Source organism: Pannonibacter phragmitetus, assembly GCF_050510895.1.
GTDB lineage: Bacteria > Pseudomonadota > Alphaproteobacteria > Rhizobiales > Stappiaceae > Pannonibacter > Pannonibacter phragmitetus_B.
In genome coordinates this window covers 4,326,950-4,343,797 of sequence record NZ_JBNINT010000001.1, presented here as the reverse complement: position 1 = coordinate 4,343,797, position 16,848 = coordinate 4,326,950, and the positions used below count along the sequence as shown (strand labels likewise).

Genomic DNA, 16,848 nt, shown 5'->3' with positions numbered 1-16,848 from the left:
GATGAAAAGCCTAAATAGGCTGCAAGGTCAAATCATTGGCCGTGGGACAGAAATATCTGCCTGTCCTGTGCCCGCCACGCAGCCCCAACGCGTAAGGCCGGGGACAACCAGGCCCCAGCCTCGAATTAAGATTTCTGCCTTGCTTGAGGCTGACGGAACCATACCTCAGCCAGCCGCGTGAGCGGCGATCCGGCGCAGGCGGCGCAGGATCATGACGAAGGGCACCATGGAGACGGCCATAACCGCGGACCCCGTCAACGCCAGCAAGAGATTGCCATCCTCAATCGCAATCGCAACGCCGGGGATCATCAGCCACATGCCGATGGTCGCCGCGACGAAATGCAGCCGCGCCAGCCGGGAATGGGCGGCCTGCGGCACGGCGTTATAATAGAGCCCGAAGAGTGTCATCGTCAGAAAGCCAAGGAGTGTCAGCTGCACATTGGCCGTGGCAAAGCCTGCCCCCTGACCTGCCGACATCTGAATGCCGAAAATGAGACTGCCCACGCCATAAAACATGGCGGAAATGAAGAACCAGAAGGAAATGCCTCGCATGGGTCTGTTCCTTGATCCAAAGCCGCTGACGCGCCTTTTGGGCCCGCAGCTTCCACCCCAGGGAAATGGCATGCGCCTGTTGCAGGACCAAAACCGTGGTCTGCATCACATTCCGGCCGATTGGCTTGCGCTATGAAGCCTTGCCGCCTTTAGCCTCTGGCGCGTCACATGAAGTCACAACTGCATGGAACAGCCCGGAGAAACGGCATTTAATGCCTGCTTTCCCTTGACGAACCAGGGGAAACGAAGGCAAGCCAGCTAATGCGAAGGGCAGGAGTGATCACGAATCCTGCGCCCTTCGGTTTCACCCATCAAACATGCCCGGCATCTGTGCCGCCGGGTCATCCGGGAGTGCCCGCCATGCGCAAGGTACTTTGCGCTTTTGCCCTTTCCCTGACTGCGTCCTTCGCGCCATCCCTCGCCATCCAGCCCGCCCAGGCTGCGGCCTGCGGCAATGATGCCTCCGGTTTCAATGCCTGGCTCGCCGCGTTCAAAGAAGAGGCGCCCGGCCAGTACGGACTGAAGTCCTATACGGTTGCCAATGCCCTTGAAGGCGTGACCTATGATCCGCAGGTCATCAAACTCGACCGGGGCCAGAAGTCGTTCAAGCTGAGCTTCGAGGACTTTTACAAGCGCCGTGTCAACAAGGCGCTGATCGACCGGGGCCGCATGATGCACGCCCAGTATGCGGGGATGTTCGAGCGCATCCAGCAGGATTTCGGCGTGCCGCCGCAGATCATCATCGCCATCTGGGGCCTTGAGACGGGCTATGGAGCCAACTCCGGCAAGATGGATGTGGTGCGCTCGCTGGCAACCTTGTCCTACGATTGCCGCCGCTCGGAGTTCTTCACCCGCGAGCTGGTGTCGGCCCTGACGATCATCGAGAACGGCGACAAGGTGCGCGAGGACATGCGCGGCGCCTGGGCTGGCGAGCTGGGCCAGACCCAGTTCCTGGCTAGCTCCTATCTCAACTACGCCGTCGATTATGACCGGGATGGCAAGCGCGACCTGATCCGCTCCATCCCGGACGTGGCGGCCTCCACCGCCAACTACCTGAAGCAGAAGGGCTGGCGGGCTGGCGAAAGCTGGGCTCCCGGCACCCCGAACCACGAGGTTCTGAAAGAGTGGAACAAGGCCGAGGTCTATGTCCAGACCATCGGCGTCATGGCCGAGAAGCTCGTCGAATGAAAAAGCCCCGGCAGACCAATCTGCCGGGGCTTTGAATTTCAAGGCAGGGTCTTAGCGGAAGACGCCCGTCTTCACCGAGACATCGGAATCGGTCATCGAATAGCGGCGGACGATGTTCTTGTTGTTGAACAGGACGACCAGCTGCTTGCGCTTGCCCGAATGGGACGTGCCGAGCGCACCGACCACGGGGATAAAGTTCACGGCATCAGCCTGCAGGTTGTCGAGCTGGTAGGTCCAGATCTCTTCACCTTCGGAGGTAAAGCTCGTCTGGAAGGGCGAACCGAACATCCGCTGCACCTCGCTCCGCGTCGTCTTGCCTTCGGTCAGCTTGGCGGAGACGCTCGCTTCCGTCTCGTCTCTGAGGCTCTGATTACCGGAAGATGCGCAGCCGGCAAGGGTCAGGCCAAAAACGAGCGCAGTCAGTATCTTCTTCAAGGTTCATCTCCGTCATCGCGGCAAGTCTGCACGCATGGCTCGTAAAAACGGCCTCTGCCTAACGGCAACTGGCAAAACGGACAAGGCCAGGCTGGCCAAAACAGGGCAGCAGCCAGCAACCAATGATCAGGCATAAGGTTGCAGCGCCTGATTCCGTCTTGAACTTCAATGCGCTGCGCCAAGACGGAAAAAACGGAATACCTGCGGAAAACTTCCGGAAAGCCACCGTCTGACGCCTTGCCCCATGTGCCCCCTTTGCACGCCAAGACACCCTTGCAAATGAATGATCGTTCATTTATTTTCTTCGCCTGGAGGAGACACGCATGGCACGCACGGTGGGCGCCAGGGAGAGGAAACGGCAGAGCGCGTGCGCGAGGCTGCGCTGCGGCTGTTTGCGCGTGAGGGCTACGCCGCCGTTTCCATGCGCCAGATTGCCACCGCTGTCGGCGTCCAGCCCGGTGCGCTTTACAACCATTTCCCCACCAAGCAGGACATTCTGCGCGACCTGATGGTCAGCCATATGCAGGCGCTGCTTGAAGCCTGGGACGAAAATTGCGCCGCAGCAGAGCCCGGCGAAGGCCCGGACGCGGCGCTGGAGCGCTTCACCCGCTTTCACATCCGCTACCATCTGGCGCGCACAGATGCGGTGTTTGTCTCCTACATGGAGCTTCGCAATCTTGAGCCGGATAACTTTCAGGCCGTCGAGCATCTGCGCCAGCGGTATGAGGCAATCCTGACGGACATTCTGAAGCGCGGCGCGCAGGCGGGCAGCTTTGCCGTCAGCGAGCCGAAGGTGGCCACCCGCGCCATCATCGCCATGCTGACAGGCCTTGGCACCTGGTACCGGGAGGGCGGCAGGCTCTCCAAGGCCGATATCGAAACCATCTATCTGGACATGGTGACCGCAAGCGTCACCGGAGGGAGAGGAGCCGGGAGACAATGGGCATCCTGAAATCGAACGCTGCCACACGCGGCGAGGTTTTCGAGAGGAACCGCAAGGCGCATGAAGCGACCCTTGAAGAGGTGCGCCGGGCAGCGGAAGCGGCCTTTGAAGGCGGCGGCACGGAAGCCCGCGCCCGCCATGCCTCACGCGGCAAGATCCTGCCACGTGAGCGCGTCTCGCGCCTGCTCGACCCCGGCTCGCCCTTCCTGGAAGTCGGCCTCTTCGCCGCCCATGGGCTCTATGACAACGCCTCCCCTCCGCTGGCCTGATTGCAGGCATTGGCCGTGTCGAGGGCCGGGAGGTGATGATCGTCGCCAATGACGCGACGGTGAAGGGCGGCACCTACTACCCGATGACGGTGAAGAAGCACCTGAGGGCGCAGGAGATTGCCGCCGAGAACAATCTGCCTTGCGTCTATCTGGTGGATTCGGGCGGCGCCAACCTGCCTAACCAGGACGAAGTGTTCCCCGACCGCGACCATTTTGGCCGCATCTTCTTCAATCAGGCCAACATGTCGGCACGCGGCATTGCCCAGATCGCCGTGGTGATGGGCTCCTGCACCGCAGGCGGGGCTTATGTTCCGGCCATGAGCGATGAAACCATCATCGTGCGCAATCAGGGCACCATCTTCCTCGCAGGCCCCCGCTGGTGAAGGCGGCGACGGGCGAGGAAGTGAGCGCGGAAGACCTTGGCGGCGGCGATGTGCACACGCGCCTGTCTGGCGTCGCCGATCACCTCGCCCGGGACGATGCCCATGCGCTGGCCCTTGCCCGCCGGGCGGTGGCCAATCTCAACCGCACCAAGCAGGTGCATCTCGACCTGCAAAGCCCGGAAGACCCGCTCTATGATCCGGAGGAAATCTTCGGCGTGGTTCCGGCGGATCTGAAGACGCCCTATGACATCCGCGAGGTGATCGCCCGCATCACCGACGGCTCGCGCTTTGACGAGTTCAAGGCCCGCTACGGCACCACGCTGGTCTGCGGCTTTGCCCATATCTACGGCATGCCGGTGGGCATCATCGCCAACAATGGCGTGCTTTTCTCCGAAAGCGCGGTCAAGGGCGCGCATTTCGTCGAGCTTTGCTCCCAGCGCAAGATCCCGCTCGTGTTCCTGCAGAACATCACCGGCTTCATGGTCGGCCGGAAGTATGAAAGCGGCGGCATCGCCAAGGATGGCGCCAAGCTGGTGACGGCGGTGGCCACCACCTCCGTGCCGAAGATCACCATGCTGGTCGGCGGCTCCTTCGGGGCGGGCAATTACGGCATGTGCGGGCGCGCCTATTCGCCCCGCTTCCTGTGGACCTGGCCCAACTCCCGCATTTCGGTGATGGGCGGCGAACAGGCCGCCGGCGTGCTGGCCACCGTCCGGCGCGATGGCATCGAGCGCAAGGGCGGCAGCTGGTCAATAGACGAGGAAAAGGCCTTCAAGCAGCCGGTCATCGACCAGTTCGAGGCGCAGGGCCACCCGCTCTATGCCTCGGCACGGCTGTGGGACGACGGCATCATCGATCCGCGCAAGACCCGCGAGATCCTCGCCCTCTCCCTCTCCGCTGCCCTCAACGCCCCGATCGAAGACACCCGCTTCGGCCTGTTCCGGATGTGAGGGAGGAAACGTTATGGATTTTCTCGACAAGATAAAAGATAAAATTCCAGCAATTACTCTATTTACATTGGTCGCAGCTTCTGTTTATCACGTCGGATTCCTTAGCTCTGCAGCTAGAGTCGACATTATATCATCTTTATCATATCAAGATATAATATTAGCATCCCTATACCTGTTTCCACTTATACTAACTTTCTATCATTTAAGAATTATAATAAATAGATTATTATCTGGAGAAAAAATAAACCAGAATCAAACCATAACAATTATCGTATCAATTATAGCATGTTTAGCAGTATCAGTAATTTCAGGAAAAATAAACCCAAACACATTCACATTAATATTTGCAATACTATCATTATCTCGCTTATTTAAAATACTAATAATGAAAATAGACGATAAAATAGAAATAAAATCAATAGAAGCGGCACTGGTGATTGTAATGATATTCACCGTATCACTTAGCGCCGGAGCTGCGTCGTATAAGATACAAAAGAATTGCTCAGAACCCACATATATAACAACTTCACAATGCGAAAACTGCATATTAATAAAAATATATTCAAAAATAATAATTATGAGAAAGAACGAAGGAAATGAAGTAATAATAGAAAGTAATGATAATAAATATCGAATATTAAAAACGAAAAGAGATAATTTTAGTCCAATTAATTACACATATTGCGGCTTTTCTCATATGTGATCACCGGAGGCACAGTGATGTTCAGAAAAATCCTCATCGCCAACCGTGGTGAAATTGCCTGCCGGGTGATCAAGACGGCGCGCAGGCTTGGTGTCCGCACTGTCGCGGTCTATTCGGATGCGGATGCGGGCGCGCAGCATGTGGCCATGGCGGACGAGGCCTGGCGGCTGGGTCCGGCACCGGTGGCCGAAAGCTATCTCAAGGCGGAGCGCATCATCGAGATCTGCCGCCAGTCGGGCGCAGAGGCAGTGCATCCGGGCTATGGCTTCCTGTCGGAGAACCCGGATTTCGTCGAGGCGCTGGAAGCGGCCGGCATTGCCTTCATCGGCCCCAGCGCCAGCGCCATCCGCGCCATGGGGCTGAAGGATGCCGCCAAGGCGCTGATGGAAAAGGCCGGGGTGCCGGTGGTGCCGGGCTATCACGGCGACAATCAGGATGCCGGTTTCCTTCAGGAGCGCGCTGATGAAATCGGCTATCCCGTGCTGATCAAGGCCCGTGCGGGCGGCGGCGGCAAGGGCATGCGCCGGGTGGACCGGCGCGAGGACTTCCGCGCCGCGCTGGAGGGCGCGCAGCGCGAGGGCGCGGCGAGCTTCGGCGATCCGCGTGTGCTGATCGAGAAATATCTGACGAAGCCCCGCCACATCGAAATTCAGGTCTTCGGCGATAGCCAGGGCAATGTGGTGCATCTGTTCGAGCGGGACTGCTCGCTGCAGCGCCGCCACCAGAAGGTGATTGAGGAAGCCCCGGCCCCCGGCATGCCGGAGGCGATGCGCGCCGCCATGGGCGCAGCCGCCGTCAAGGCCGCGCAGGCCATCGGCTATTGCGGGGCGGGCACGATCGAATTCATCGCCGATGTGTCGGAAGGCCTGTCTCAGGACCGGTTCTACTTCATGGAGATGAACACCCGCCTGCAGGTGGAGCATCCGGTGACGGAATTGATCACCGGGCAGGATCTGGTGGAATGGCAGCTGAAAGTGGCAAATGGTGAGCCCCTGCCCCTGACGCAGGACCAGCTGGCCATCCACGGCTGGGCCTTCGAGGCGCGGCTTTATGCCGAGGATGCCGAGCGTGGCTTCCTGCCGGCCACCGGCACGCTGACCCATCTGCGCCTGCCGGAAGACATGGCCCGCGTTGATTCCGGCGTGCGGCAGGGCGACACGATCACCCCCTGGTATGATCCGATGATCGCCAAGATCATCGTCCACGGCCCGGACCGCAAGACGGCGCTGGCGCGGCTGCTGGCAGCGCTTGAGGCAACGGAAGTGGCGGGCTCGGTCACCAATGCCGCCTTTCTCGCCGCTCTGTGCCGCCACGAAGGCTTTGCCGCCGGAGACGTGGACACCGGCCTCATTGGCCGCGATCAGGAGACGCTGACCGCAAGGCCCGGCACGCCGCCCATGGTTCTGGCGCTTGCCGCCCTCACCAGCCTTGGCCTGACGCGCCCTGCCACCGGGCAGGACCCGTGGGAGCGGCTGAGCGGCTGGCGGGCCTGGAGCGCAGCGCGCCAGTTTGCCGTGCTCGACCACAAGGGCACGCGGCTGGAAATCGAGGTGCACAGCCTTGGCCGCAGCCGCTTTGCCGCCCATGTGGCGGGAAGCGTTCTGGAGGTCGAAATCACCCATGTGGAAGACGGCACCATCCGCTTTGACATGGGCGGCCACCGGGACAAGGCGCGCATTGCCGACATGGGCGCGGCCATCTCCGTCTTCCACGGCGGCGAGGCCTTCGAATTCACCCGCGCCGACATTCTGTCCGGCGAGGATGAGGGTGACGCAGGCAGTGACCGGCTGATTGCCCCGATGCCGGGGCTGGTGAAGGTGCTGACCGCCACCAAAGGGCAGGCCGTGACACGCGGCGAGCCGCTGCTGATCCTGGAAGCTATGAAGATGGAGCACACGCTCACCGCCCCGCGTGACGGGGTGATTGGCGATGTCTTCGTCAGCGAAGGCGAACAGGTGACTGACGGCACGCTGTTGCTTGCCCTTGCTCAGGAGAGCGCCGATGCTGCCTGAAGCTGACAGCTATGAGGCGATGCGGGCGGCATTCCGCTGGCAGATCCCCGATCGCTTCAACATTGGCACCGCGATCTGCGACCGCTGGGCGGACGCAGAACCGGAGCGCGAGGCCATCACCTATGTGGCCGAAGACGGCACCGCCACCCGTGTCAGCTATGGCGAGCTGAAGGCCCTGTCCAACCGCATGGCCAACCTGTTCCGTGCCCGGGGCCTTGAGCGCGGCGACCGGGTGGGCGTTCTGCTGCCGCAGAGCGTGGAGACCGCCGCTGCCCATATCGCCGCGCTGAAATGCGGGGCGGTTACCATTCCGCTCTTCACCTTGTTCGGCGAAGAGGCGCTGGAATACCGGCTGGGCAATGCGGGGGTGAAGATCCTCGTCACCGATGCCGGCGGCGCGGCCAAACTGGAGCACTTGCGGGACAAGCTTCCCGCGCTCACCACCGTGTTCTGCATCGACGGCGCCCATCACGGCGCGGAGGATCTGGCGCGGTCCCTGACCGGCCACGAGACAAGCTTCACTCCGGTAGACACCGCCGCCGAAGATCCGGCCATCATCATCTACACCTCCGGCACCACCGGCCAGCCCAAGGGCGCGCTGCATGGGCACCGGGTGCTGCTGGGCCATCTGCCGGGCGTGGAAATGAGCCACGACTTCCTGCCCCGCCCCGGTGACAGGTTCTGGACACCGGCGGACTGGGCCTGGATCGGCGGCCTTCTCGATGTGCTGATGCCCGCGCTCTATCACGGCATCCCCGTGGTTGCCTGCCGCTTCCGCAAGTTCACCGGGGAAGCGGCCTTCGAGCTGATGGAAAAACAGAACATCCGCAACGCCTTCCTGCCCCCCACCGCGCTGAAGATGATGCGGCAGGTGGAGGCGCCTCAGACGCGCTACAGTCTTGCCCTGCGCTCCGTCGCCTCGGGCGGGGAGACGCTGGGGGCCGAGTTGATTGCCTGGGGCCGCAAGGTCTTCGGCCTGACCATCAACGAGTTCTACGGCCAGACCGAGTGCAACATGATCGTGTCGAGCTGCGCCGCCGTCATGGAGGCGCGCCCCGGCATCATGGGCCGCGCCGTGCCCGGCCATGAGGTGGACGTGGTGACGGAGAAGGGCGAACTTGCCGCCGATGGCGAACAGGGGCTGATCGCCGTGCGCGGGCCCGATCCGGTGATGTTCCTTGGCTACTGGAACAATGAGGCCGCCACCCGCGCCAAATTCCTCAACGGCTGGATGCTGACCGGCGACACGGGCGTGCGTGATGCAGATGGCTGGCTCCGCTTCGTCGGCCGCGATGATGACGTGATCACCTCCTCCGGCTACCGCATCGGACCGGGCGAGATCGAGGATTGCCTGCTGCGCCATCCCGCCGTTGCCATGGCAGGCGTCGTCGGCAAGCCGGACGCCCAGCGCACGGAGATCGTCAAGGCTTATGTCGTGCTGAAAGCCGGGGTGGAGCCCACGGACAGCCTCGCCGATGATATCGCTCAATTCGTCAAGACGCGCCTTGCCGCCCACGAATATCCCCGCGAGGTGGAATTTGTTGACGCCCTGCCGATGACAACCACCGGCAAGGTGATCCGCCGGGAGCTGCGCCAGCGGGCGAGCGGGGAACTTTCCGGAGAAAAACCATGACCGGCTTCGTCACCCTGTTCGAAATGGGCCCCCGCGACGGGCTGCAGAACGAGAAGGCGCTGATCGCCACCGCAGACAAGATCCGCCTTGTGGACATGCTGAGCGCCTGCGGCTTTGCCAAGATCGAGGTCACCAGCTTCGTCAGCCCCAAATGGGTGCCGCAGATGGCCGACGCCGCCGATGTTCTGGCCGGCATCCACCGCCGGCCGCAGACCGCCTATACGGCCCTCACCCCCAACGTGAAGGGCTACGAGGCCGCCCGTGCGGCCGGGGCGGATGAGGTGGCCGTGTTCGGCTCGGCCTCGGAAGGCTTTTCGCGCAAGAACATCAACTGTTCCATTGCAGAGAGTCTGGAACGCTTCCGCCCGCTGGTGGACAAGGCGCTGGAAGATGGCATCCCGGTGCGCGGCTATATCTCCTGCGTCACCGATTGCCCCTATGACGGCCCCACCCCGCCGGAAAACGTGGCCGATGTTGCCGCCAAGCTGCTGGCCATGGGCTGCTACGAGATTTCCCTCGGCGACACGATTGGCGCAGGCACGCCGGAAACCATCGCCCGGATGCTGGATGCGGTGCTGGAACAGGTGCCCGCGCAGAAGCTTGCCGGGCACTACCACGACACCAAGGGGCTGGCACTCGCCAATATCGAGGTGAGCCTTGAAAAGGGCCTGCGTGTCTTTGACGCCGCCGTGGGCGGGCTTGGCGGTTGCCCCTATGCCCCCGGCGCGAAGGGCAATGTGGCGACCGAAGCAGTTGCCGCCCTGCTGGCAGACAAGGGATTCGAGACCGGACTGGACCAAGAGAAGCTGGCGGAAGCCGCCGCCTTCGCCCGCACGCTCAGGAAGGAAAGCTGAGATGAACCACAATTTCGAGACCATCCGCCTTGAGACGGACGCCCGCGGCGTTGCCACGCTGACGCTCGCCCGCCCGGACAAGCACAATGCCCTGTCGGCGCAGATGATTGCCGAACTGACCGGCGCTGCCGCGCAGCTTGCGGCTGACCGCGCCGTGCGCGTGGTGATCCTCACCGGCGAGGGCGCCAGTTTTGCGCCGGCGGCGACCTGGACTGGATGCGCGAGCAGTTTACCGCTGACCGCGCCACCCGCACGGCCGAGGCACGCAAACTGGCGCTTATGTTGAAGGCGCTGAACGAGTTGCCGAAGCCCCTCATTGGCCGTGTACAGGGTCAGGCCTTTGGCGGCGGCATCGGCATGATGAGCGTCTGTGACGTGGCCATTGCAGCAGAAGGCGCAAAATTCGGACTGACCGAGACCCGCCTTGGCCTGATCCCGGCCACCATCAGTCCCTATGTTCTGGTCCGCATGGGCGAGGGCAAGGCGCGCCGCGTATTCATGTCCGCCCGTCTGTTCGATGCGCAGGAGGCCGTGGCACTGGACCTCGCTGCCCGGGCCGTTGCACCGGAGGATCTGGACGCTGCCATCGAGCGCGAGGTGAAGCCCTATCTGTCCGCAGCGCCCGGCGCCGTTGCCCGCGCCAAGCGCCTCGCCCGCTCGCTCGGCACGCCGGTAACAGATGCCGTCATCGAAGACACAATCCGTCAGCTTGCCGACTGCTGGGAAGACCCTGAAGCCCATGAAGGCATCTCCGCCTTCTTTGACAAGCGCAAGCCTGGCTGGGCGTGATCCTTTCCGCTGCTCTTTCCTCTCAGAACGGGAAGAACAGCGGGATGGCAATGACCGCCACAACGGCAAACAGGATATTCAGCGGCAGTCCCGCCACGAGGAAATCGCGGAACTTGTAGCCGCCCGCGCTGTAGACGAAGGTGTTCGTCTGATAGCCAATCGGCGTCGCGAAGCTGGCGCTGGCGGCAAACATCACAGCCATGATGAAGGGCCGTGGATCGAGCCCCAGCTGCTGGGCGAGCGAAATAGCAAGCGGGCCAACCAGCACCGCCACCGCGTTGTTGCTGACCATCTCCGTCAGTGCGGAGGTGAGAATGTAGACCATCGCCAGAATGACGATGGGATTGGCATCGCCAAGCACATGCATCACTCCATCCACCACGAGCTGCACCGCCCCGGTCTTTTCCATGCCAATGCTGAAGCCGAGCATGCCGTAGATGAGGAAAAGGATGTTCCAGTCGATGGCGTCAAACGCATCCTGCGGCTCGATGCAGCGCGTCATCATGACGATGACTGCTCCGATCAGCGCCAGCCCCTCAATGGGCATGATGTTGAGCGCCGCTAGAATCATGACGCCCAGGATGGCGGCAATGGCGATGGGGGCCTTCTGGCGGCGGATCGGGCTTTCCTGCGGGGCGGAGAGGTTGATCAGCCCTTCACTCTGGGCCAGCCGCTGCAAGCCTTCGGCCGGGCCTTCCAGTAGCAGGGTATCAGCAAAGTGCAGCCGCAGAGTGTTGATTTCCTTGGAGATATTTCTGTCCTGCCGGTGCACCGCCATCACATAGACGCCATAGGTCCGGCGCAAATCCAGCGAGTTGAGCAGCCGCCCGATCAGGCGCGAGTTGGGACCGACACTGGCCTCCAGCGTGATACTCTGATCGGCGGCAACCGGCTCGAAGCCATGGTCGGACACATCGCGGAACTCAATTTGCCCGTCCTCCTTCAGCGCCAGGATCTCGCCCGTTCCGGTCTTGACCACAATGCGGTCACCGGCCTGCAGGGTGATGCCGTCCAGCCTGTTGCGCAGGGACTGTTCGCCGCGCAGCACGTCCACGACCCGGCTCTGGCTGTTGGTGAAGGGCAGTTCGCTCAAGGCCTTGCCCACATAGCGTGAACCGGCCGGAACCAGCAGCCGCGCCATGAAGCGGCGCGAGCCGCCCTGCCCCAGCACGCCAGCCATGGACTGGCGCTCCGGCAACAGATAACGCACGGCAAACAGCATGTAGACAAGGCCGACAGCGGCGAAGACAAGGCCGACGCCTGTCATCTCGAACATGCCGATGGGCGGCAGCCCCGCCTTGATCGTGATTCCGCTCATCAGAATGTTGGTGGACGTACCCACCAGTGTCAGCGTGCCGCCCAGAATGGCCGCGTAGGACAGCGGAATGAGAAACTTCGATGGCGTAGAGCCGAGCTGCGCCGAAACCGCGATCATCACCGGCGCCAGCAGAATGACCACGGGTGTGTTGTTCATGAAGGCTGATGCAATGATGGCAAACACCATCATGATGAAGACGGCCCTGAGATAGGAGCCCTTTGCCGATGCACCGAGCCAGTCACCCATCACCTGAAGAACGCCGGTTCGCTCCAGAGCTGCACTGAGAATGAACATCATGGCAATGGTGATCGGCGCGCCCGAACTGAAGACCGACAGAAACTCCTTCGTGTCGATGATGCCGACCGCCAGAAGCACGGCCGTGCCTGCCAGCGCAGTTACCTCAGGCGGATATATTTCCTTGAAAAAGCTGAAGAAAACGAGGCCAAGAAGGGCGAAGACGATAAACTGGTCAAGTGTCATGTTCGGACAACGCGCCTTTCAGAGCCGCAGGTTCGACGGCGAAGCCTAGCACCGGCAGGGCTCGCGATGAAGCAACCGCCAGACAACTGTTTCACAGGAACAGCAATGCAATGCCACGGCAGGCGGTTCCCGGAGAATGCGTTTCTCCGCAGGCGCAGGAAAGCGCCGCCCGCCTCAAAGGCCCGCCCGCGAACGGGTCTGCCCCTGCGGCATGGAGGAGCCAGCCTGCTGAAGCGCCCGCTGTCCAGCCCGTTGCCGGGCCAACAGTTCCAGCCCTTCCCGCACGGTGCGCGGCATCTCCGGTGGCAGCGGCATGAAACTTTCCTTCGGCGCCACCTTGCCATAACGCTTTTCACGCACCCGCCGGATGCGCCGCTTGCCGCGTTCGGAAAGGCCCGAAGGCAGGTCAATACCGGCACGGTCCATGTCGATGAAGATGCGCTCCAGATCCGGAATCGCCTCGGTGGAAATGATGAAGGTGGAACCATCCTTGCGCCGGAAAGTCAGCGCCGTGGAAGACCCAGATCCGCCCAGCAGCACGACAGCCTTCTCAGCCCCCAGCATGGTTGCCGCCCAATCCAGCGTTCCGCGCACATTGCGCAGCTTCAATTCGACCCTGGCCAGATCGGTATAACGCACACGGATGACACGTCCGAGCTCCGTCACCTCGAAGCCATTGCCGAAGAACCGGATCCAGGACGTTTCCTGGCGTACGGAGATCATGAAAATCGGGATGGACAGGCCGGCAGGGAGCAGCAACAGCAGAAACCACAGCGCCACACTGCCCGGCACCAGCCCCGCCCCGGCAAAGGCGGCCGTAAACAGCGGTACGCCTATGGCAAAACCGATGAGATCGGATGTGAAGATCGAAGGCTTCCAGCGCGGCTGCACCGCACCCGTGGGCGGCTTGCGGCGCGGCAGCGACGTGTAAAGCCCGACAGCCCCGCCAAGACACACGAGAGCAGTGAAGGCGCTGAACACGGTCAGCCCCCGGCGAGCCCCAGAACCGCCAGCCCCATCGCCCCCGCACGCCGCGCAAGCTCAATGGTCCCCGTCTCGCCCAAACACCCCTCCGCCCGGCAGCCCGAAGGCCCTGCCGAATCACACCCTGCACACAGGCGTTAACCATGGCCTTGTCAAGGCAGCAAGGTCAAGATTGCGGCGCAAATGGGCGGTGGTGTTTGGGGGATGGGGGATGGGGGATGGGGGATGACGCTTCCCCCAAAGGTCAATCAGATATCCCGGCCCAGAGCAGGAGGAAGCATCAGCTCCGCCTTCTCCCGCATCGGCGCTCCCTCCCTCACGGCACCCCGTTGCTTCCGTCTTGCCATGGCTTGATCATGGCATGACGGAAGGGGGCTTATGAGACACGAAGAAAGCAACCATCCGGAGTGATTCTCTGTCATTGGCTGGGCCGATAGCCCAAAACGGGTAGCCAGACCGCATAAGCCTTTTGCGTGATCGAGTGAACGACTGGCAAATCCTCAGGGTTCGCTGCTCTAATCTCGATCATTAATTTCGCGCAGCGATAGCGGCGGCGGCCCCGCCCAGAGCGATGGCTCCAATCCGATTGGCAATCCGTGTGGCACGAGGGGTTCGCAATAGAAGCCGCGCCTTATGGGCGAGGAAGGTCTAGGTCAGATCAATTGCAGCCAGCGTCATCAGCGTGACAGCGGCGAGGATCGCCCATTCCCGAACTCCCGTCACCGAAAGATCGATCAGGGACGGCAGGAGGGCAAGGTAGAACACCATAATCTTCGGGTTGCCCAAGGTGAGCGCCATACCCGCACCGAACATGGACAAGGGCGAAGCCCGCCGGGGAAGATCGTCAGCAGCCTCGCCCACCGGCTTCTGCCACATCTTGAACGCCAGCCAGCAGAGATAGGCAACGCCGAGCCACTTCAGGATATGAAAGCCGAATTGGAATGTCTGTGCCAGCGCGGTGAGGCCAGCCATTGCCATAGTGAGCCAGATAACCTCACCGATCCACATAGCCGCGACGAAGGGTATAACGTCCCGCCAACCGCTGGTGATCACCCGCGATACAAGTGCAGCGATGCTTGGACCGGGGGTTCCCGCATTCAGAAGCAGGGCACCTGCGAAGATAGCAACAGACAATAATTCCAAGGGTTTTCTCGGGTGGTCATTTGATCGACATTCAGATCGTGTCGCCACCGCGTCAAACCGGATATTCACACGCATAGCAGGATACTTCCACTCCGAGCCCAGAGCGCCGAATGCTGCAATGTGTTTGAAGGGCCGCTATTTCGCCAAGACGAATTGGGTCATCCCGGCACCCAACTGGTCGGTAGGCCGCTTCTGAAAGCCAAAATGCTGGTAGAATGTTTCTTTACCCTTCGCAGACATCAAACCAATTGTCGCGCCCGTCGCGGCGCGTGCCAAGGCCTCTTCGAGAAGCTTTGAAACAATCTGTCGCCCGATTGAGCGGTTTTGATGGCTTGGTCGCACGATGATGTCTTGAAGGTAGAAATACAGCACCCCATCCCCGACCACGCGACCCATACCAATGAGATGTTCACCTTCAAAGCAGGTCAGATCAATGACACTTCGCTCCAACGCTCTTTTCGCAGTGTCGAGACCGATCTCGCCCCATCCGCAGTCAGAACGCAGCTCTATGAAATCTTCTGGTTTTGGTGGGGCGAATAGGTATGAAATTTGATGATTTGGCAAAGCTGGGGCCCTCTGCTGCAAGCTGACATTCCCAAAGTGGCGTCCCGCTTGACGTAGGGGTCGCACGAACCTGACCGCTGGACAAGTGCTCTTTGCGCCGAGCGGCGTCTTCGATCGCGCGGGCTCAATGGTCCCCGTCTCGCCCAAACACCCCTCCGCCCGGCAGCCCGAAAGCCCTGCCGAATCACACCCTGCACACAGGCGATAACCATGGCCTTGTCAAGGCAGAAAGGTCAAAATTGCGGCGCAAATGGGCAGTGGTGTTTGGGGGAAGAGGAAGAAATGAGAGATGGTTCAGTTGCTGCACGGAATGCAACAACTGTTCTTTGGCCACTGATGGGCAAACTTGAGCTCAACATAACCTATTCGGCGTTCAAGGCAGCAACGAGAACAAATCAAATTAGAGGCCCAGTTCCCGTCGCACGACCGCGAGCTTCGCGTTCACGCTCTTGAAGTACCTCACGCCACATTTCATAGGTAGAGGCAACCATACGTTCCAATTCTTCGCGGGAATACAGTTCAACAGCTTCGTCCGTATAGAGCTTGACCGCGCGCCGATCATCCGAAGGATCGCCAAATTGAACGATAGTCAGCCGCACATCGGCGAAGTCCTCGTCAGCTGCCCGTATGCGTTCGTGCATCATAGAGAATGCAAACCTGCGCCCATCCGCGTTTAAGCCGCGGTTGCGCCGAGGCTCTATGAACAAAGCGCTTGCGCGTTCGTCAATGGCTAGGATCATTGGAAGCCAGAGAGTAATCTTTTGCCCCATGGCCATCGACAGCGGGAAGAACTCATGCCTACGACCGTAGATCCGGCCGGAAGTTGCAAATTCGTAAAGGCCAAGCGCAACTCGTCGATTGTAGGTGAACTCCTCGTCCGAACGGCTGCGCCTCTGCAACTCGGCCTCAATCACAGACCAAGGTGCCAACTCTGCTACACCAAAGCCTAAATCAGGCTGGATGTTAAATATATCGAAAAAGCAAGCGCGCACCGGTTTGTAGGAGAAGGTCGAGAAACCGCCTTTCATCTGCTCCAAACTCTTGCGCTTCATATCATCGGGCAGGGGTGCGATGCGAGCAAGATCAATGTCAGGCAAAGGGCGTATCGTCACTAGGCGGTTCTCCTGCACGAGGATCTGAGCCGACTGAAACCTTGTGGTGCCGGAATCGCTCAATGATTATATCATCCGATATTCTCATGCCGAAAGCAACATTTGTTCGCGCTTTGTCCACGACGACTTCCCACGGCGACCCCTTAGCGTGGGAGAGATCCACAAGCCTGCCAGGCGGAAGGTGCCCATACGATCTCATCACGTCAGATACGAGGTCAATGACATCTAGGTCTGTCGGTTTTGGCAGATCGCGAGCTTTTCCCGTAAGAGGATCTTGCGCAACCGCCCGGCTATTGATCGGCTCGGAACCTGACGGTTTGAACGCACGATAGACGGAAGGATGGACAGGACCGTATTGCCACGCCTCGAAGTAACCAGACACGAGAGGACTCTTCATTTTGGTTAGATAGAGGCCGTGAGCGAAGTAAAGCAGTTTCTGGAGGGCAAGATTGGTGATCTTCCAGCCGCGCCGATCGGCTTCATCGAGCAAGAGGTTCGCAATAGCTCTCGGATCGTATGGCCCGCTCATAATATGA

General features: G+C 60.8%; 14 protein-coding genes and 2 pseudogenes. 8 read left to right on the top strand and 8 right to left on the bottom strand.

The annotated features are described in order from the left end of the window. Positions 1–165 precede the first annotated feature (165 nt). Positions 166–552, bottom strand: a complete 387-nt coding sequence (locus ACQB61_RS20925) for a hypothetical protein (RefSeq protein WP_430514186.1) — start codon at positions 550–552, stop codon at positions 166–168. A 360-nt stretch (positions 553–912) separates the two neighbouring features. Between ACQB61_RS20925 and ACQB61_RS20920 the strand changes: the two genes are divergently transcribed. Next, positions 913–1,740 (top strand): lytic murein transglycosylase, encoded by an 828-nt coding sequence (locus ACQB61_RS20920; RefSeq protein ID WP_430514185.1) that lies wholly within the window; start codon positions 913–915, stop codon positions 1,738–1,740. 51 nt (positions 1,741–1,791) lie between these two features. Here ACQB61_RS20920 and ACQB61_RS20915 read toward each other — a convergent pair whose 3' ends face one another. Next, positions 1,792–2,175 (bottom strand): outer membrane protein assembly factor BamE domain-containing protein, encoded by a 384-nt coding sequence (locus ACQB61_RS20915; protein WP_430514184.1) that lies wholly within the window; start codon positions 2,173–2,175, stop codon positions 1,792–1,794. A 367-nt stretch (positions 2,176–2,542) separates the two neighbouring features. Between ACQB61_RS20915 and ACQB61_RS20910 the strand changes: the two genes are divergently transcribed. The 7 genes and pseudogenes from ACQB61_RS20910 (at position 2,543) to ACQB61_RS20880 (ending at position 10,711) form a co-directional block, all read left to right on the top strand. Continuing rightward, positions 2,543–3,127, top strand: coding sequence for a TetR/AcrR family transcriptional regulator (locus ACQB61_RS20910; protein ID WP_430514183.1), 585 nt, complete (start codon positions 2,543–2,545; stop codon positions 3,125–3,127). Further along, positions 3,115–4,720 (top strand): annotated as a pseudogene (locus ACQB61_RS20905) (carboxyl transferase domain-containing protein). Before ACQB61_RS20910 ends, ACQB61_RS20905 begins: the two are co-directional and overlap by 13 nt. A 13-nt stretch (positions 4,721–4,733) precedes the next feature. After that, positions 4,734–5,423: a hypothetical protein gene (locus tag ACQB61_RS20900; protein ID WP_430514182.1), complete on the top strand. Its 690-nt coding sequence runs from the start codon at positions 4,734–4,736 to the stop codon at positions 5,421–5,423. Positions 5,424–5,440: 17 nt separating this feature from the next. Next, entirely contained in the window at positions 5,441–7,435 is a 1,995-nt protein-coding gene (locus ACQB61_RS20895; protein WP_430514181.1) for a biotin carboxylase N-terminal domain-containing protein, read from the top strand. Next, a complete protein-coding gene (locus ACQB61_RS20890) occupies positions 7,425–9,068 on the top strand; it encodes an acyl-CoA synthetase (protein ID WP_430514180.1) in 1,644 nt (547 codons plus the stop codon). The genes ACQB61_RS20895 and ACQB61_RS20890 overlap by 11 nt, the downstream gene beginning before the upstream one ends. Continuing rightward, entirely contained in the window at positions 9,065–9,922 is an 858-nt protein-coding gene (locus ACQB61_RS20885) for a hydroxymethylglutaryl-CoA lyase (protein ID WP_430514179.1), read from the top strand. Before ACQB61_RS20890 ends, ACQB61_RS20885 begins: the two co-directional genes overlap by 4 nt. A 1-nt stretch (position 9,923) precedes the next feature. Next, positions 9,924–10,711 (top strand): annotated as a pseudogene (locus ACQB61_RS20880) (crotonase/enoyl-CoA hydratase family protein). Positions 10,712–10,733: 22 nt separating this feature from the next. Here the strand turns inward: ACQB61_RS20880 and ACQB61_RS20875 are convergent. From ACQB61_RS20875 to socA, 6 genes are all read right to left on the bottom strand, one after another. After that, on the bottom strand, positions 10,734–12,509 hold the full coding sequence (locus tag ACQB61_RS20875; protein WP_430514178.1) for an SLC13 family permease: 1,776 nt from the start codon (positions 12,507–12,509) through the stop codon (positions 10,734–10,736). Between the two features lie 174 nt (positions 12,510–12,683). After that, the gene (locus ACQB61_RS20870; RefSeq protein ID WP_430514177.1) at positions 12,684–13,490 is read right to left on the bottom strand and encodes a hypothetical protein; all 807 of its coding nucleotides are present in this window, start codon (positions 13,488–13,490) and stop codon (positions 12,684–12,686) included. A 651-nt stretch (positions 13,491–14,141) separates the two neighbouring features. Continuing rightward, positions 14,142–14,636, bottom strand: coding sequence for a LysE family translocator (locus ACQB61_RS20865; protein ID WP_430514176.1), 495 nt, complete (start codon positions 14,634–14,636; stop codon positions 14,142–14,144). A 135-nt stretch (positions 14,637–14,771) separates the two neighbouring features. Next, positions 14,772–15,221: a GNAT family N-acetyltransferase gene (locus ACQB61_RS20860; protein WP_430514175.1), complete on the bottom strand. Its 450-nt coding sequence runs from the start codon at positions 15,219–15,221 to the stop codon at positions 14,772–14,774. Between the two features lie 374 nt (positions 15,222–15,595). After that, positions 15,596–16,375 (bottom strand): type VI toxin-antitoxin system SocB family DNA replication inhibitor toxin, encoded by a 780-nt coding sequence (gene socB / locus ACQB61_RS20855; RefSeq protein WP_430514174.1) that lies wholly within the window; start codon positions 16,373–16,375, stop codon positions 15,596–15,598. After that, positions 16,290–16,841 (bottom strand): type VI toxin-antitoxin system SocA family antitoxin, encoded by a 552-nt coding sequence (gene socA / locus ACQB61_RS20850; RefSeq protein WP_430514173.1) that lies wholly within the window; start codon positions 16,839–16,841, stop codon positions 16,290–16,292. The genes socB and socA overlap by 86 nt, the downstream gene beginning before the upstream one ends. Positions 16,842–16,848: the final 7 nt, after the last annotated feature.